A 17,505-nucleotide genomic window follows, 5' to 3' on the forward strand; every position below is an offset into this window, starting at 1 on the left:
ATGACGATAGGAGAAGCCCGCCCCGGGCTAACGCGACACGCCGAAGCTTCTCGCCAGGGCGTCCCGCTGACGTCGTACGAACTCCGCGTCCACCACCGCTCCGTGACCGGGCACGTACAGCGCGTCCTCGCCGCCCAGGTCGAGGAGGCGGTCCAGGGCCGCGGGCCACTGCTGCGGTACGGCGTCCGGGCCCGCCTGGGGTTCGCCGGACTCCTCGACCAGGTCGCCGCAGAAGACCACCTCCGGGGAGCCGGGGACGAGGACCGCGAGGTCGTGGGACGTGTGCCCGGGGCCGACGTTCGCCAGCAGGACCTGGCGGCCGTCGCCCAGGTCGAGCGTCCACTCGCCGGAGACGTGATGCCGGGGGGAGACCAGGGCGTCCACCGCCTCGTCGGCCGGCGACGGCTCCAGGCCGTTGCGCACCGCGTCCGCCCGCAGTTCCGCGCGGCCGAGGCGTCCCGTCAGCACCGTCTCCACGCCCACCGCGCCGAACACCTCCGCCCCCGCGAACGCCGCAGCCCCGAAGACATGGTCGAAGTGGGGGTGGGTCAGCGCGAGATGGGTCACACGGTGCCCGGCCAGCTCCTCCGCCTCGGCCCGCAGCCGTGCGCCCTCGGCGAGGTCGGCGCCCGCGTCGATCAGGAGGGCCGTGCCCGCGCCGATCACCAGGCCCGCCGTACAGTCCCAGCGGGGCAGCCGGCACCGCCCGACCCCGGTCGCGACCCGCTCCCACCCGAGCTCTTCCCAAGTCACCGTCATACCGCGACGCTAACGGCAGGAACCTGCCCCACGGGACCGACCTTGCCCTGGGAGCACCCCACCGCCGTACACTGGCTCGGGGAGCGCTGGCACTCGGACGGACAGAGTGCCAGGCGAGATACCGAGGGAACGCATTCTGGAGGTGTGCGCGATGCTGAGTGAACGCAGGCTCCAGGTGTTGCGCGCCATCGTCCAGGACTACGTCGGCACCGAGGAGCCGGTCGGGTCGAAGGCCCTGACCGAGCGGCACAACCTCGGAGTCTCCCCGGCGACCGTCCGCAACGACATGGCGGCCCTGGAGGACGAGGGGTTCATCGCCCAGCCGCACACCAGTGCCGGGCGTATCCCGACGGACAAGGGCTACCGGCTGTTCGTCGACAAGCTGGCGGGCGTCAAGCCGATGACCGCCCCGGAGCGGCGCGCCATCCAGAACTTCCTCGACGGCGCGGTCGACCTCGACGACGTCGTGGCCCGGACCGTGCGGCTGCTCGCGCAGCTGACCCGGCAGGTCGCCGTCGTGCAGTACCCCTCCCTCACCCGGTCCACCGTCCGGCACGTCGAGCTGCTCTCGCTCGCGCCCGCGCGTCTGATGCTCGTGCTGATCACGGACACCGGCCGGGTCGAGCAGCGGCTGGTCGACTGCCCGGCGCCCTTCGGGGAGGCCTCGCTCGCCGATCTGCGGGCCCGGCTCAACAGCCGGGTCGCGGGGCGGCGGTTCGCCGATGTGCCCCGACTGGTCGAGGACCTGCCCGAGGGCTTCGACGTCGAGGATCGGGGTACGGTCGCGACAGTGCTCTCCACTCTCCTGGAGACACTCGTCGAGGAGAACGAGGAGCGGCTGATGATCGGCGGCACAGCCAATCTCACCCGCTTCGGACATGACTTTCCCCTCACCATCCGGCCCGTCCTGGAGGCACTGGAGGAGCAGGTCGTCCTCCTCAAACTCCTTGGAGAGGCCGGCGATTCGGGCATGACCGTGCGTATCGGTCATGAGAACGCCTACGAGGGACTCAACTCCACTTCGGTGGTGTCGGTCGGCTACGGTTCGGGCGGCGAGGCAGTCGCCAAGCTCGGCGTGGTCGGACCGACCCGCATGGATTACCCGGGAACGATGGGAGCGGTACGCGCAGTGGCACGGTACGTCGGACAGATCCTGGCGGAGTCGTAAGTGGCCACGGACTACTACGCCGTTCTCGGCGTGCGCCGCGACGCGTCGCAGGATGAGATCAAGAAGGCGTTCCGCCGGCTCGCACGCGAGCTGCACCCGGACGTCAACCCGGATCCGAAGACCCAGGAGCGGTTCAAGGAGATCAACGCCGCTTACGAGGTGTTGTCGGACCCGCAGAAGAAGCAGGTCTACGACCTCGGCGGCGACCCGCTCTCGCAGGCCGGCGGCGGAGGCGCGGGCGGCTTCGGGGCTGGTGGGTTCGGGAACTTCTCGGACATCATGGACGCGTTCTTCGGTACGGCCTCGCAGCGGGGTCCGCGTTCGCGCACCCGGCGCGGCCAGGACGCGATGATCCGGCTGGAGATCGAGCTCGACGAGGCGGCCTTCGGCACCACGAAGGACATCCAGGTCGACACGGCGATCGTCTGCACCACGTGCAGTGGTGAGGGCGCCGCGCCGGGCACCTCCGCGCAGACGTGTGACATGTGCCGCGGTCGCGGTGAGGTGTCGCAGGTGACGCGGTCCTTCCTGGGCCAGGTCATGACGTCCCGTCCCTGCCCGCAGTGCCAGGGCTTCGGCACCGTCGTCCCGACCCCGTGCCCGGAGTGCGCCGGCGACGGCCGGGTCCGCTCGCGCCGCACCCTCACCGTGAAGATCCCGGCGGGTGTGGACAACGGCACGCGCATCCAGCTCGCGGGCGAGGGCGAGGTCGGTCCCGGTGGCGGTCCCGCCGGTGACCTCTACGTCGAGATCCACGAGCTGCCGCACTCGCAGTTCCAGCGGCGCGGCGACGACCTGCACTGCACGGTCACGCTCCCGATGACGGCGGCGTCGCTCGGCACCAAGGTGCCGCTGGAGACGCTGGACGGCATGGAGGAGGTCGACATCCGGCCCGGCACCCAGTCCGGCCAGTCGATCCCGCTGCACAGCCGGGGTGTCACGCACCTGCGCGGCGGCGGCCGGGGTGACCTCATCGTCCACGTCGAGGTCCAGACCCCGACGAAGCTGGACCCGGAGCAGGAACGACTGCTCCGCGAGCTGGCCAAGCTGCGAGGCGAAGAACGGCCGACCGGGCAGTTCCAGCCGGGCCAGCAGGGGCTGTTCTCCCGGCTGAAGGACGCGTTCAACGGGCGTACCTGAGCCTGCTGAAGGGCCCGTGCAGGGCCTTGTCTGAGCCGGTTTCCTGGTCCGTGCCGTCGGCCTGTGCCGACGGGGCGGTCGGATTCGGACTTGTTCGGAGGACGTGACAACATGCCGTCATGTCCTCCGCACTGACCGATCTCTTCCCTCATCCGATCGTGCAGGCCCCCATGGCGGGCGGCGTCTCCGTGCCGCAGCTCGCCGCCGCCGTGTCCGAGGCCGGCGGGCTCGGATTCCTGGCCGCCGGGTACAAGACGGCCGACGGGATGTACCAGGACATCAAGCAGCTGCGCGGCCTGACGGGGCGGCCCTTCGGCGTCAACCTCTTCATGCCGCAGCCGGAGTACGCGGACCCGGCCGCGGTCGAGGTCTACGCCCACCAGCTGGCCGGTGAGGCCGGCTGGTACGACACCGAGCTCGGCGACCCCGACGGCGGACGGGACGACGGCTACGACGCCAAGCTCGCCGTCCTCCTCGACAACCCGGTCCCCGTGGCCTCCTTCCACTTCGGCATCCCGAGCGCCGAGACCCTGGAGTCCCTGCGCCGGGCCGGCATCTTCACCCTCGTCACCGCGACCACCCCCGAAGAGGCCCTCGCCGTCCAGTACGCGGGCGCCGACGCGGTGATAGCCCAGGGCGTGGAGGCCGGCGGCCACCAGGGCACCCACCGGGACATCCCCGAGCAGGACGGCTCCGGCCTCGGCCTGCTCTCCCTCGTCGCGCAGATCCGCGAGACCGTGACCCTCCCGATCGTCGCCGCCGGCGGCATCATGCGCGGCAGCCAGATCGCCGCCGTCCTCGCCGCGGGCGCGAGCGCGGCCCAGCTCGGCACGGCGTTCCTCGCCACCCACGAGTCCGGCGCCCCCGACGTGCACAAGCAGGCGCTGACCAACCCGCTCTACGTCCGCACCGAGCTGACCCGTGCCTTCTCCGGCCGCCCCGCCCGCGGCCTGGTCAACCGCTTCCTGCGCGAGCACGGCCCCTACGCGCCCGCCGCCTACCCCGAGGTCCACCACCTCACCGCGCCGCTGCGGAAGGCCGCTGCCAAGGCCAAGGACCCGCAGGGCATGGCACTGTGGGCGGGACAGGGCCACCGTATGGCCCGCGACCTGCCCGCGGGCCGGCTCGTGGAGCTCCTCGCGGCCGAACTCGCGGACGCTCGGACAGCGTTGTCGGCCAAGGGAGGACTGCGATGACCGCGCCAGTATTCGTCGTCGACCACTTCGACGCGGGCGGCGGCGGGCACTACGTCCTCGACGGCCCCGAAGGCCGGCACGCCGTCTCGGTGAAGCGGCTCCAGCCCGGCGAGGACGTCATCCTCACCGACGGGGCCGGGCGTTGGGCGGACTGCGTGGTGCTCGCCGCCGAGGGCAAGGACCGGCTGGTCGTCCAGCTGGACTCGGTCTTTGAGGAGCCGCAGCCCCAGCCCCGCATCACCGTCGTCCAGGCCCTCCCCAAGGGCGACCGCGGTGAACTCGCCGTGGAGACCATGACCGAGGTCGGCGTCGACGCCATCGTGCCGTGGCAGGCGGCCCGTTGCATCACCCAGTGGCGGGGCGACCGGGGCCTGAAGGCGCTCGCGAAATGGCGGGCCACCGCCCGCGAGGCCGGCAAGCAGTCCCGCCGGGTCCGCTTCCCGGAGGTCGCGGACGCGGCGAGCACCAAGCAGGTTGCCGCACTTCTCGCCAAAGCGGACTTCGCCGCGGTGCTGCACTCCGACTTCGATCGCGGCAGCGAGCCGCTGGCCACCGCCGAACTGCCCGAGGAGGGCGAGATCGTGCTGGTCGTCGGCCCCGAAGGCGGCGTCGCCAAGGACGAGTTGGCGCTCTTCGAGGAGGCCGGCGCGCGGCCCTACGTCCTCGGACCTACCGTGCTGCGCACCTCGACCGCCGGTACCGCGGCGACCGCCCTGCTCCTCGGCCGCACCGGCCGCTGGTCCTGACCTCCCGGAGGACGGCTGTGGAACTCGCCCAAGTACGCCTGCTCGTCACCGACTTCGCCGCCTGCTACCGCTTCTACGCCGAAGTCCTCGGCCTCAAGCCCCAGTCGGGCGCGACGGAGGGACCGTACGAGAAGTTCAGCCCCGCCACCGGCTCGGCCGGCATCGCGCTCCAGGACCGCTCGATGATGGCGGAGGTCCTGGACGAACTCGGGGGCGCGGCCACCGGGCACCGCTCCCTGGTGGTGCTCCGCGTGGACGACCTGGACACCTACTGCGCGCAGATCACCGCCCGCGGCGCGACCCTCCTGAACGGCCCCGCCCCCATGACGGACCGCATGCGCGTGGCCCACCTCAAGGACCCCGAGGGCAACCTGGTGGAACTCCAGGAGTGGCTGCTGCTGCGCGGCTGAGCGCGGGCGCACGGTCCGGGGAGCAAGCGGCGCGCGGGTGGCCGTATGCGCCCTTCCGTCGGACGGTACGCGGTGGCAGTCTGCTGTCCATGGGGGCGTTGAGGCAGATCTGGCGTCGGCCGCGCGGGATGCGGGCGGTGGGTGCGGTGGTGCTCGCCGTGCTGGCCGTGGGCGGGCTCTCCGCCTGCGATCCGGCGGGTGCGGTCAGTTCCGCGACCGTGTCCTACACCACCGACCAGCTGGTCACCAAGGAGCTGAACCGGCAGAAGGCCGACGTGAGTTGGCTGACCTGCACGGCCTCGTACGACAACGGCGACCGGACGCCGAGCGCCAGTGTGAACACCGTGGCCACCGTCGACTGCGAGGGCAAGACGAGGGACGGCAAGGACATCACCGTCAAGGGCAAGGTGACCCGGACCGTCAGCGGGGCGTGTGTGCGGGGGAACCTGACCGCCACCGTCGGCGGCAAGCAGTGGTTCCGCGTGGACGGACTCGGGAACTGCAACGCCACCCCCACCCCGCCCGTCGACAACCCCCGGCAGCCGGGCCCCACCGTCACCGTGACCGTCACCAAGACCATCTGGTGCCAGAACGACCCCCAGTGCTGGCCCGACGGCAAGTGATCGAAACCTCTGTGCACGGCGACCGCGCGTGCATAGGGTGATCGGGTGACACAGCCTGCGACGTCTGCGTATCTCCGGTTTCCGCATGTGCAGGGCGACTTGGTGGCCTTCACCGCCGAGGACGACGTGTGGCTCGCGCCGCTCGACGGCGGCCGCGCCTGGCGGGTCAGCGCCGACAACGTCCCGGTCACCCACCCCCGGATCTCGCCCGACGGCACCACCGTCGCCTGGACCTCCACCCGCGACGGCGCCCCCGAGGTGCACATCGCCCCGGTCGACGGCGGACCCACCAGGAGACTTACGTACTGGGGCAGTTCCCGCACCCAGGTACGCGGCTGGACCCCCGGCGGCGAGGTCCTCGCCATCACCACCCACGGCCAGGCGAGCCTGCGCCGCAGCTGGGCGCACACCGTCCCGCTCGACGGCGGCCCCGGCACCACCCTGCCGTACGGGCCCGTCGGCCATGTCGCCCACGGCCCGGCGACCGTCCTCCTGTCCGCCCCCATGGGCCGCGAGGCCGCGTGGTGGAAGCGCTACCGGGGCGGTACCGCGGGCAAGCTGTGGATCGACCGCGACGGCGACGGCGAGTTCGTACGGCTGCACGAGGAGCTGGACGGAAACCTGGAGTACCCGGTGTGGGCCGGCGACCGGATCGCCTTCCTCTCCGACCACGAAGGCACCGGAGCCGTCTACTCCTCCCTCGCCGACGGCTCCGACCTGCGCCGCCACACCGCCCTCGACGGCTACTACGCCCGCCACGCCTCCGGAGACGGCACCCGCGTCGTCTACAGCTCGGCCGGCGAGCTGTGGATCCTCGACAACCTGGACGGCGCCGAACCCCGCCGCCTGGACGTCCGGCTCGGCGGCCAGCGCGTCGACCGGCAGCCGTTCCCGGTGAACGCCGCCCACTGGTTCGGCTCGGCCGCCCCCGACCACACCGCGCGCGGCAGCGCGGTCGCCGTGCGCGGAGCCGTCCACTGGGTCACCCACCGCGCCGGACCGGCCCGCGCCCTCGCCGTCGAACCCGGCGTGCGGGCCCGGCTGCCCCGCACCTTCCGCACCGAGGGCGAGGAGTGGGTGGTGTGGGTGACGGACGCCGAGGGCGACGACGCCCTGGAGTTCGCGCCCGCCACCGGACTCGCCCCCGGCGCCACCCCGCGCCGCCTCGCCGCCGGCCGGCTCGGCCGGGTCCTGGGCCTCGCCATGGCCCCCGACGGCAGCCGGGCCGCGGTCGCCGCGCACGACGGCCGGGTCCTGCTCGTCGAACGGGAGACCGGCGAGGTCCGCGAGGTCGACCGCAGCGAGGACGGCGACGTCCGCGGCCTGACCTTCTCACCCGACTCGGCCTGGCTCGCCTGGACCCACCCCGGCCCCGGCCCGCTCTCGCAGCTCCGCCTCGCCAACACCACCGACCTCTCGGTCACCGAGGCCACCCCCCTGCGCTTCCAGGACTACGCCCCCGCCTTCACCCTCGACGGCAAGCACCTGGCGTTCCTGTCCAACCGCTCCTTCGACCCGGTCTACGACGAGCACGTCTTCGACCTCGCCTTCGTGGTCGGCGACCGCCCGCACCTGATCACCCTCGCCGCGACCACCCCCTCGCCCTTCGGCCCGCAGCGTCACGGCCGCCCCTTCGAGACGCCCGACAAGGACGAGACCCCCGACAGCGAGGGCACCCCCACCACCCGCATCGACCTGGAGGGCCTCGCCGACCGGATCGTGCCCTTCCCGGTCGAGGCGGGCCGCTACTCCAACCTGCGCGCGGCCAAGGACGGCGTCCTGTGGCTGCGCCACCCCGTCCAGGGCGTCCTCGGCGCCTCCCGGGCCACCCCGGACGACCCCGACCCCAAGACGGACCTCCAGCGCTACGACCTGGCCCAGCAGCGCCTCGAACACCTCGCGGGCGACGCCGACCACTTCGCCGTCAGCGGCGACGGCAAGCGGGTGCTGCTGTGGACCGACGGCCGGCTGAAGGTCGTACCGAGCGACCGGCGTGCCTCCGGCGACGAGGACAGCGACACCAACATCACCGTCGACCTCGCCCTGATCCGCCAGACCGTCGACCCGGCGGCCGAGTGGCGGCAGATGTACGACGAGACCGGCCGCATCATGCGGGACCAGTTCTGGCGCCCGGACATGAGCGGCGTCGACTGGGACGGCGTCCTCGACCGGTACCGGCCCGTCCTGGACCGCCTGGCCACCCACGACGACCTCGTCGACCTCCTGTGGGAGGTGCACGGCGAACTCGGCACCTCCCATGCCTACGTCACCCCGCGCGGCGGCCACGGCCACGGGCCCCGGCAGGGACTCCTCGGCGCCGACATCTCCCGCCACGAGGACGGTCCTGGGGGATCGGCACTGTGGCGCATCGACCGCATCCTGCCGACCGAGACCTCCGATCCGCACGCCCGTTCCCCGCTCGCCGCCCCCGGGGTCGCGGTCCGCGCCGGGGACGCGATCGTCGCCGTCGGCGGCCACCCGGTCGACCCGGTCACCGGCCCCGGACCGCTGCTCGTGGGCACCGCGGACAAGCCGATCGAGCTGACCGTCTCCCCGTCCGGTGGCGGCGAGCTGCGCCACGCCGTCGTCGTGCCGATCTCCGACGAGGAACCCCTGCGCTACCACGCCTGGGTCGCCGACCGCCGCGCCTACGTCCACGAGAAGTCGGGCGGACGGCTGGGCTATCTCCACGTCCCCGACATGCAGGCCCCCGGCTGGGCCCAGATCCACCGCGACCTGCGGGTGGAGGTGGCCCGCGAGGGTCTCGTGGTCGACGTCCGCGAGAACCGGGGCGGCCACACCTCCCAGCTGGTCGTCGAGAAGCTGGCCCGCAGGATCGTCGGCTGGGCGGTGCCCCGCGGGATGCGGCCGTACAGCTACCCCTGGGACGCGCCACGGGGCCCGGTCGTGGCGGTGGCCAACGAGTTCTCCGGCTCCGACGGCGACATCGTCAACGCGGCGATCAAGGCGCTGGGCATCGGCCCGGTCGTCGGCACCCGCACCTGGGGCGGTGTCATCGGCATCGACAGCCGCTACCGCCTGGTCGACGGCACGCTGATCACCCAGCCGAAGTACGCCTTCTGGCTGGAGGGCTACGAGTGGGGCGTGGAGAACCACGGTGTCGACCCGGACGTGGAGGTCGTACAGCGGCCGCAGGACCACGCAGCGGGCCGGGACGCCCAGCTGGACGAGGCCGTGCGGATCGCGCTGGAGGCTCTGGAGGCCCGTCCGGCGAAGACTCCGCCGACGACGCCTCGTTAAGATGCCTCAGGACCTCTACGGAAGGAACCACATGGCAGGGGAACCCCAGGACGACTGCCTGTTCTGCAAGATCGTCGCAGGGCAGATCCCGGCGACCATCGTCCGCGAGACGGACACCACCGTCGCCTTCCGGGACATCAACCCGCAGGCCCCCACCCACGTCCTGGTGATCCCCAAGGCCCACTACGAGAACGCCGCGGTCCTCGCCGCCGCCGCCCCGGAACTCGCCGCGGACGTCCTGCGCGAGACCCAGGCCGTCGCCGACGACGAGAAGCTGGAGAGCTACCGCACCGTCTTCAACACCGGCAGCGGCGCGGGCCAGACCGTCTGGCACGCCCACGCCCATGTCGTCGGCGGCCGCGGCCTCCAGTGGCCCCCCGGATAACTCCCCATGTCCGTACGTGAACTGGTCGTCCTCGGCACCGCCAGCCAGGTCCCCACGCGGCACCGCAACCACAACGGCTACCTGCTGCGCTGGGACGGCGAGGGCCTGCTCTTCGACCCCGGCGAGGGCACCCAGCGCCAGATGCTGCGCGCCGGGGTCGCCGCCCACGACCTCAACCGCATCTGCGTCAGCCACTTCCACGGCGACCACTCCCTCGGCCTCGCCGGGGTGATCCAGCGCATCAACCTCGACCGGGTCCCGCACGAGGTCACCGCCCACTACCCGAAGTCCGGGCAGCGCTTCTTCGACCGCCTGCGGTACGCGACGGCGTACCGCGAGACGGTCGCGCTCACCGAGGCACCGGTCGCCGAGGACGGGGTGATCGCACGGACCGCCGGCTACACCCTTGAGGCCCGCAAGCTCTCCCACCCCGTCGAGTCCTACGGCTACCTCCTGACCGAGCCCGACGGCCGCCGCATGCTCCCCGACCGGCTCGCCGCGCACGGCATCAAGGGCCCCGACGTCGGCCGGATCCAGCGCGAGGGCTCGCTGAACGGCGTCTCGCTCGACGACATCAGCGAGGTCCGCCGCGGCCAGCGGTTCGCGTTCGTCATGGACACCCGTCTCTGCGACGGCGTGCACGCGCTCGCGGACGGCGCCGACATGCTCGTCATCGAGTCGACGTTCCTGGACGAGGACGAGCAACTGGCCGTCGAGCACGGTCACCTGACGGCTGGCCAGGCGGCGCGGGTCGCCCGGGACGCCGGTGTACGGCATCTCGTGCTCACCCACTTCAGCCAGCGCTACTCGGACCCTGGGGGCACCTCCCGGACGGAGTCCGGGGGAGAGTTCGAACGGCAGGCGCGGGCCGCCGGGTACGAGGGCGAGCTGACCGTGGCCCATGATCTGCTGCGGGTGCCGGTTCCGAAACGGCGGTAGAGCAGCCGTACGATGCTTTGATGTCCCTCCCCAAAGCTGAACTGCACCTGCACATCGAAGGCACTCTGGAACCGGAGCTGGCTTTCGAGCTGGCCGCGCGCAACGGCGTCGAGCTGCCGTACGCCTCGACGGACGAGCTGCGCAAGGCGTACGCCTTCGAGGACCTCCAGTCCTTCCTGAACCTGTACTACGAGCTCATGGCCGTCCTGCGCACCGAGCGGGACTTCGAGGACCTGGCGAACGCGTACCTCGGCCGGGCCGCCGCGCAGGGGGTGCGGCACGCGGAGATCTTCTTCGATCCCCAGGCGCACATCGCGCGGGGCGTGGGGATGGGGACGGTCGTCGAGGGGTTGTGGCGGGCGCTGGGGCGCAGCGTGGAGAACCACGGGGTCTCCACCCAGCTGATCATGTGCTTCCTGCGGGACGAGTCCGCGGAGTCGGCACTGGAGACGCTGGAGGCCGCGAAGCCGTACCTCGACCGGATCGTCGGGGTCGGCCTCGACTCCGCCGAGGTGGGACATCCGCCGGTGAAGTTCCGCGAGGTGTACGAGGCCGCGGCGGCTCTGGGGCTGCGGCGGGTGGCTCACGCGGGGGAGGAGGGGCCGCCGGAGTACATCGTCGAGGCGCTGGACGTGCTCGGGGTGGAGCGGATCGACCACGGGCTGCGGTGTGTGGAGTCGCCGGAGCTGGTGGCTCGGCTGGTGCGGGACCGTGTGCCGCTGACCTTGTGCCCCTTGTCCAACGTGCGGCTGCGGACGGTTGACGTGCTGGGTGAGCATCCGTTGCCGGCGATGCTGGATGCGGGGCTTCTCTGCACGGTGAACTCTGATGACCCTGCGTACTTCGGGGGGTATGCGGGGGACAACTTCGATGCTGTGCGGGTGGAGTTGGGGTTGAGTGAGGAGCGGCTTCGGGAGCTGGCCCGCAACTCCTTCCTTGCGTCCTTCCTTGAGCATGATGAGGAGCTGCGGGGTCGGTATCTTGCGGAAGTTGATGCGTACGAGTTCTGAGGTGCGTTGTCGGGTGCGGGCCGGTGGGGGCTGGTCGCGCAGTTCCCCGCGCCCCTGACTGCCCTTAAGCGGCCGTTGCTTTGTCGTAGGGCTGCGTTTCCACCTGGATTTCCACCACCGGGAGCGTGCGCCTGCCCGCGCCCAGTGCCACCGCCGTCATCGGTACGGCAATCAGCAGGAGGCCGGCCGCCAGGACCGTACCCATCGTTGTGAATCCGGCCTGCGCGGACAGGACACTGCCCGTCAGCGGGCCCGCTGCCGTGCCCAGGGAGGAGGCCGAGCCGACCAGGACCGCCCAGCGGCCCCGGGGGTCCAGGGAGGCGGCCAGGCCTATGACGTACGACAGGACGATCGGGTAGAGGGTGTTCCACGCGATCTCGCCGGTCGCGAAGGTCGTCAGGTCGGTCGCCGAGGCGCTGAGGGTGATGCAGGCGGCGATGAGGACCGTGCCGCCGCCGATGGGGAGGGCGCGGCCGAGGCGGGGGCCGAGGGCGCCCGCGCCGACGACTCCCAGCAGGCCCGCTCCGAGGGCGATGGCGAAGACCGCGCCGACCGTCGTCTCGGAGAGGTGGGCCTGGGTGAGGCCGATGCGGCCGCTGACGCCCCAGAGGGCGTTCTGGGTGAGGGACCAGCAGGGGGCGGTGGCGGCCAGGAGGAGGCCGGCGCGCAGGTGGGGGAGGGGAGTGGTCGCCGTGTCCCGGCTGGGGGCGGGGGCTGTGGCGAGCGGGAGACGGCCCGTCAGGGGCCAGACGGCCAGGGCGGTGAGGGCGATCGCCGCGAGCGGCTGGCCGTGGCCCTGGCCCAGGTGGGGGACGGTCAGGTAGACGGCGCCCGCGAGGGCGGAGACGCCCAGCAGGCCGGCCGTGGTGGTGCGGTGCGGGTCGGGCTGGGCGGCGATGCCGGTGGCGGCCACCGCGGTCGCCGTACCGGATCCGAAGCCGCCGATCAGGGCACCCACGACGACCGCGGGGACGGCGTGGGCGAGGGCGGCGCCGCCGTAGCCGAGGACGGCGAGGGTCAGGCCGACGCGGGCGACGGTGCGGGGGCCGAGGCGGTCCACGCGGGAGGCGAGCAGGAAGCCGGCCGCGGCCGAACTCAGCAGCAGGGCACTGCCGACGGCGCCCGCCTCGGTGGCGGTCAGCGGAAGACCCGAGTCGAGTCTGCCGACGGTGGTGGGGAGGAGATAGGGGGCCAGGTACCCGGCCGTGAAAAGGGCGACGAGGGGCCAGGGCAGGGTGGAGCGACGGGCGAACACGGGCGTTCCCAGGGCATGCGAAAGAAGCGGCTCAAAAGGGGGATGGGCGCAGGCCGTCGACGGACAGGAACGCGCGAAGAATTTGTATCAAGCACGCGGTTGCGGAGACAGTCCGGAGCGCGTGATCTGGATCACGATCTGTTTGGGGTGGGTGATGCCGGGTAGGCGAAGCCCTTTTCCGGTGCGGCTAGCGCCAGTTCGGGGCGCCTCCCGCGCCCGGTGCCGTCGCCTCGATCTTGCCCCTGATCTCCCGCATCACCGTCACGATCTGCCGCTCGTGCTCCGGCGTCAGCCGGGCGACCGGCACCGAGCAGCTGATGGCGTCCTGGGCGGGGGAGTCGTAGCGCAGACAGAACCCGAAGCCGATGATGCCGAGGACCCCCTCCTCGCGGTCGACGGAGTAGCCCCGCGCCCGGGTCTCGGCGAGGTCGGCCAGCAGGGAGTCGCGGGTGGTGCGGGTGTTCGGGGTCAGTGCCTCGTACGGCCCCTCGGGGAGCCGTTCGTCGGGCCACTCGGCCAGCAGTGCCTTCCCGAGCGCGCCCACGTGCGCGGGCAGGCGGCGGCCCACCCTGCTGATGGTCCGCAGGTATTCGTGGGACTCCCGGGTCGCCAGGTACGCCACGTCCCGGCCGTCGAGCCGGCCCATGTGGATCGTCTCGCCGAGCGCCTGGGACGCCTCGTCGAGATAGGGGCGTACGGCCCGCACGCGCGGGTCCGAGTCGAGGTAGCTGGTGCCGGTGAGCAGGGCGTGGATGCCGATGCCGTAGAGGGAGCCGGTGAGGTCGGTGCGGACCCAGCCCCGTGAGATCAGGGTCTGGAGCAGCGCGTACATCGAGCTGCGGGGCACACCCAGCTCGTCCGCGAGTTCCTGGAGCCGGGCCGGGCGGTCGCCGCGCGCGGCCAGCAGTTCGAGCAGCTCGACCGTGCGGGCCGCCGACTTCACCTCGCGGACGCCACCTGTCTCCGACATGCGCCGATGGTAATCGGGGCGTCCGGCCCGGGGCCGACCCATTGACGAGACCGGTTCGCGTATCTAATCTCCATCTCCATACGTGGATGACATCTACATGGGGAGATGAGTGGTGGGGACCCTCCACGCGGACACGGTCCGACGGCTGCGGGACGGCATGGCACGCGGTGTGCTGTCGTTCCCGCTCACGAGCTTCCACGACGACGGCGCCCTCGACCCGGACGGCTTCCGCGCCCATGTCGCGGCCCAGATCGCCACCGGCCCCGGCGCGGTCTTCCCTGCCTGCGGCACCGGCGAGTTCTTCTCGCTCGACGAGGACGAGTACCGGCGGGTCGTCACCGTCGCCGTCGAGGAGGCCGCGGGACGCCTGCCCGTCGTCGCCGGGGTCGGCTACGGCTGGGCGCAGGCCGCCCGGTTCGCCCGGATCGCCGAGGAGGCCGGCGCGGACGCGCTGCTGGTGCTCCCGCACTACCTGGTCGCCGCCCCGCAGGACGGGCTCGTCGCCCAGCTGGAGCAGCTCGCCGCCCGCACCTCGCTGCCGCTCATCGCCTACCAGCGCGGCCAGGTCTCCTTCGGCGTGGCCGCCTTCCGCCGGATCACCGCGATCCCCGGGGTCATCGGGCTCAAGGACGGGCACAGCGACCTCGACCGGCTCCAGCGGCTCACCCTCGCCGCCCCCGAGGACTTCCTGTTCTTCAACGGCGCCGCCACCGCCGAGATCCAGGCCCGCGCCTACGCCACCGTCGGCGTCCCCGCCTACTCCTCCGCCGTCCACGCCTTCGCCCCCGAGATCGCCGACGCCTTCTTCACGGCCCTGCGCGACGGCGACGACGGCACCGTGGAGAAACTGCTGCGCGACTTCTACGTCCCGCTCGTCGAGCTCAGGGACCGGGTGCCCGGGTACGCGGTGTCGCTGGTGAAGGCGGCCGCACGGCTGCGGGGCCGCCCGGTCGGACCCGTACGCGCCCCCCTCACCGATCCGACGGCCGCCGACCTCGCGGAACTCCGGCAGTTGCTGACCACCGGCCTCGACCTCGTAGGAGCCGCACTGTGACCCCCCCTGTGGACCTCACGATCACCGACGTCCGCCTCACCCCCATCCTCGTCGCCGACCCGCCCCTGCTGAACACGCAGGGCGTGCACCAGCCCTACACGCCCCGGCTGATCGTCGAGGTCGGGACCGCGGACGGGGTGACCGGCGTCGGGGAGACGTACGGCGACACCAAGTACCTGGAACTGGCACGGCCGTTCGCCGCGAAACTGGTCGGGCGCCGGGTCAGCGACCTGAACGGCCTGTTCGCGCTCGCGGACCAGGTGGCCGTCGACTCCTCCCGCATCTCAGGACAGGTCGACGTCGGAGGACTGCGCGGCGTGCAGACCGCCGACAAACTGCGCCTGTCCGTGGTCTCCGCGTTCGAGGTGGCCTGCCTGGATGCCCTCGGCAAGGCGCTGGGGCTGCCCGTGCACGAGCTGCTCGGGGGCAAGGTGCGCGACGCCGTGGAGTACAGCGCCTATCTCTTCTACAAGTGGGCCTCCCACCCCGAGGGCGTGGCCGCCGAGAAGGACGACTGGGGAGCGGCCGTCGATCCCGCGGGAGTCGTCGCGCAGGCGCGGCTGTTCACCGAGCGGTACGGCTTCACGTCCTTCAAGCTCAAGGGCGGGGTGTTCCCGCCGGACGAGGAGATCGCGGCGATCCGGGCGCTCGCCGAGGCGTTCCCGGGGCATCCGCTGCGGCTCGACCCCAACGGGGCGTGGAGCGTGGCGACCTCGCTGGAGGTGGCCCGGGAACTCGGGGACGTCCTGGAGTACCTGGAGGATCCGGCGCTCGGCACGCCGGCGATGGCCGAGGTCTCCGCGGGGACGTCGGTGCCGCTGGCCACCAACATGTGCGTGACCACCTTCGCCGAGATCGAGGAGGCGTTCACCCGGGACGCCGTGCAGGTGGTGCTGTCGGACCACCACTACTGGGGCGGGCTGCGGAACACCCAGCAACTCGCCGCGATCTGCCGGACGTTCGGGGTCGGGATCTCCATGCACTCCAACACCCACCTGGGCATCAGCCTCGCCGCGATGACCCATGTCGCGTCCACCGTGCCCGACCTCCACCACGCCTGCGACTCGCACTACCCGTGGCAGTCGGAGGACGTGCTGACCGAGCGGCTGGAGTTCGAGGGCGGGTCCGTGACCGTCTCCGACGCGCCCGGCCTCGGCGTCGAACTCGACCGGGAGAAGCTGGCCTTCCTGCACCGGCGGTGGCTCGACGACGACGGCTCCATGCGGGAGCGCGACGACGCGGCGGCGATGCGGGTGGCCGAGCCGGGGTGGGTCACGCCTGCGGTTCCCCGCTGGTAGCGGTGCGGCAGCTGTAGCGGTGCGGGGCCGAACCCCTGGAGTCGGGAAGGGCTGACGTGGCACGCGGCTGGTTGTCGGTCCCGTGGTGCAGACTGGGCTGATCGGCACCACCGCAGGGAGCACACCGTGAGCGCGTCCACCGGGAAGGGACCGTCGTACAAGGCCCAGGTCGACCCCCTGGCCGCAGTGCGCACACCCGGAGATCCGCCCTGGGACGTCTATCTCACCGGCACCGTCTTCCTCGACATCGTCTTCACCGGACTCGGCTCCGCCCCCGTGCGCGGTACCGAGTCCTGGGCGCGCGGCATGGGGTCCAGCCCCGGCGGAGTCGCGAACATGGCGACCGCGCTGGCCCGGCTCGGCCTGCGCACCTCGCTGGCCGCGGCCTTCGGCGACGACCACTACGGCGAGTACTGCTGGGACGCCCTGGAACAGGGCGAGGGCATCGACCTCTCACCGTCCCGCACCGTCGCCGGCTGGCACTCACCGGTCACCGTCTCCATGGCCTACGAGGGCGAGCGCACCATGGTCTCCCACGGCCACGAACCGCCCCCGGAGGAACCCGCCCCGGACTGCCCGCCCCGCGCGCGTGCCGCGATCGCCTCGCTGGAGCCCGGCCGACGCGCCCCCTGGATCGCCCAGGCCGCCCGCGGGGGCACCCGCATCTTCGCCGACGTCGGCTGGGACGAGACCGGGGCGTGGGACCTCGCAGGCCTCCCCGACCTCGCGCACTGCGAGGCCTTCCTGCCCAACGCCGAGGAGGCCATGCGGTACACCGGCGCCACCGGCCCCCGGGAGGCCGCCCACGCCCTCACCGAGCATGTGCCGCTCGCCGTGGTGACCCTGGGCGCGGAGGGCGCGTACGCCGTGGACCGGCGCACCGGCGAGACCGCCGAGGTCCCGGCCATCGAGGTCGAGGCGATGGACCCGACCGGCGCCGGGGACGTCTTCGTGGCCGGCTTCGTCACCGGCACCCTCGCGGGGTGGCCGCTGGCGGACCGGCTGGCCTTCGCCGGCCTGACCGCCGCGCTCTCCGTCCAGGAGTTCGGCGGCTCGTTGTCCGCGCCGGGCTGGTCGGAGATCGGCGCCTGGTGGCGCCGGGTCCAGTCCGTCACCACCCAGGACCCGGCCGCCCTGCGCCGGTACGCCTTCCTCGCCGGCCTGGTCCCGGAGGAGGAGACCCCGGCGTGGCCCCTGCGGAGGGCGGTGCCGACGATCGGCTTCGGGAGATCGGCGTGAGGTTCCGGGGTGGTGTGGGGGTCGTGCGGCGTGAGCCCGGGGCGGCATGAGC

16 protein-coding genes are annotated in these 17,505 nt (G+C 72.5%); 13 read left to right on the top strand and 3 right to left on the bottom strand.

Annotation, left to right across the window (positions count from 1 at the left end; translation table 11 throughout):
- Positions 1 to 27: 27 nt before the first annotated feature.
- Positions 28 to 759: an MBL fold metallo-hydrolase gene (locus IF54_RS0104520; RefSeq protein WP_030314698.1), complete on the bottom strand. Its 732-nt coding sequence runs from the start codon at positions 757 to 759 to the stop codon at positions 28 to 30.
- A gap of 151 nt (positions 760 to 910) precedes the next feature.
- Between IF54_RS0104520 and hrcA the strand changes: the two genes are divergently transcribed.
- From hrcA to IF54_RS0104570, 10 genes are all read left to right on the top strand, one after another.
- Positions 911 to 1,927, top strand: a complete 1,017-nt coding sequence (hrcA, locus tag IF54_RS0104525) for a heat-inducible transcriptional repressor HrcA (protein WP_020136235.1) — start codon at positions 911 to 913, stop codon at positions 1,925 to 1,927.
- On the top strand, positions 1,928 to 3,067 hold the full coding sequence (gene dnaJ, locus IF54_RS0104530) for a molecular chaperone DnaJ (RefSeq protein ID WP_007381949.1): 1,140 nt from the start codon (positions 1,928 to 1,930) through the stop codon (positions 3,065 to 3,067).
- Between the two features lie 119 nt (positions 3,068 to 3,186).
- Complete coding sequence (locus IF54_RS0104535) at positions 3,187 to 4,263, top strand: nitronate monooxygenase (protein WP_030314699.1); 1,077 nt, start codon at positions 3,187 to 3,189, stop codon at positions 4,261 to 4,263.
- Entirely contained in the window at positions 4,260 to 5,009 is a 750-nt protein-coding gene (locus IF54_RS0104540; protein ID WP_030314701.1) for a 16S rRNA (uracil(1498)-N(3))-methyltransferase, read from the top strand. The genes IF54_RS0104535 and IF54_RS0104540 overlap by 4 nt, the downstream gene beginning before the upstream one ends.
- Positions 5,010 to 5,026: 17 nt before the next feature.
- The gene (locus tag IF54_RS0104545; protein WP_030314703.1) at positions 5,027 to 5,419 is read left to right on the top strand and encodes a VOC family protein; all 393 of its coding nucleotides are present in this window, start codon (positions 5,027 to 5,029) and stop codon (positions 5,417 to 5,419) included.
- A gap of 89 nt (positions 5,420 to 5,508) precedes the next feature.
- A complete protein-coding gene (locus tag IF54_RS0104550; protein ID WP_030314704.1) occupies positions 5,509 to 6,042 on the top strand; it encodes a hypothetical protein in 534 nt (177 codons plus the stop codon).
- Positions 6,043 to 6,087: 45 nt separating this feature from the next.
- Positions 6,088 to 9,303, top strand: coding sequence for a S41 family peptidase (locus IF54_RS0104555; RefSeq protein WP_030314705.1), 3,216 nt, complete (start codon positions 6,088 to 6,090; stop codon positions 9,301 to 9,303).
- Between the two features lie 31 nt (positions 9,304 to 9,334).
- Positions 9,335 to 9,688 carry a histidine triad nucleotide-binding protein gene (locus IF54_RS0104560; protein ID WP_030314706.1) on the top strand — a complete coding sequence of 118 codons (354 nt, stop codon included), beginning with the start codon at positions 9,335 to 9,337 and terminating at the stop codon, positions 9,686 to 9,688.
- A 6-nt stretch (positions 9,689 to 9,694) separates the two neighbouring features.
- Positions 9,695 to 10,627 carry a ribonuclease Z gene (locus tag IF54_RS0104565; RefSeq protein ID WP_030314707.1) on the top strand — a complete coding sequence of 311 codons (933 nt, stop codon included), beginning with the start codon at positions 9,695 to 9,697 and terminating at the stop codon, positions 10,625 to 10,627.
- Positions 10,628 to 10,647: 20 nt separating this feature from the next.
- The gene (locus tag IF54_RS0104570) at positions 10,648 to 11,637 is read left to right on the top strand and encodes an adenosine deaminase (RefSeq protein ID WP_030314709.1); all 990 of its coding nucleotides are present in this window, start codon (positions 10,648 to 10,650) and stop codon (positions 11,635 to 11,637) included.
- 64 nt (positions 11,638 to 11,701) lie between these two features.
- Here the strand turns inward: IF54_RS0104570 and IF54_RS0104575 are convergent, their stop codons facing one another.
- On the bottom strand, positions 11,702 to 12,892 hold the full coding sequence (locus IF54_RS0104575) for an MFS transporter (RefSeq protein WP_030314711.1): 1,191 nt from the start codon (positions 12,890 to 12,892) through the stop codon (positions 11,702 to 11,704).
- A gap of 187 nt (positions 12,893 to 13,079) precedes the next feature.
- Positions 13,080 to 13,862 carry an IclR family transcriptional regulator gene (locus IF54_RS0104580; RefSeq protein WP_030314713.1) on the bottom strand — a complete coding sequence of 261 codons (783 nt, stop codon included), beginning with the start codon at positions 13,860 to 13,862 and terminating at the stop codon, positions 13,080 to 13,082.
- Positions 13,863 to 14,019: 157 nt separating this feature from the next.
- On the opposite strand from IF54_RS0104580, the gene IF54_RS0104585 reads away from it, so the two are divergent.
- The 3 genes from IF54_RS0104585 (at position 14,020) to IF54_RS0104595 (ending at position 17,453) form a co-directional block, all read left to right on the top strand.
- The gene (locus tag IF54_RS0104585; protein WP_051735329.1) at positions 14,020 to 14,916 is read left to right on the top strand and encodes a 5-dehydro-4-deoxyglucarate dehydratase; all 897 of its coding nucleotides are present in this window, start codon (positions 14,020 to 14,022) and stop codon (positions 14,914 to 14,916) included.
- 8 nt (positions 14,917 to 14,924) lie between these two features.
- Complete coding sequence (locus IF54_RS0104590; protein WP_030314717.1) at positions 14,925 to 16,214, top strand: glucarate dehydratase family protein; 1,290 nt, start codon at positions 14,925 to 14,927, stop codon at positions 16,212 to 16,214.
- A 126-nt stretch (positions 16,215 to 16,340) separates the two neighbouring features.
- Positions 16,341 to 17,453 (top strand): carbohydrate kinase family protein, encoded by a 1,113-nt coding sequence (locus tag IF54_RS0104595; RefSeq protein ID WP_030314719.1) that lies wholly within the window; start codon positions 16,341 to 16,343, stop codon positions 17,451 to 17,453.
- Positions 17,454 to 17,505 lie beyond the last annotated feature (52 nt).

The organism is Streptomyces sp. NRRL B-3229 (assembly GCF_000719505.1).
In the GTDB taxonomy this organism is placed as follows: Bacteria; Actinomycetota; Actinomycetes; order Streptomycetales; family Streptomycetaceae; genus Streptomyces; species Streptomyces griseorubiginosus.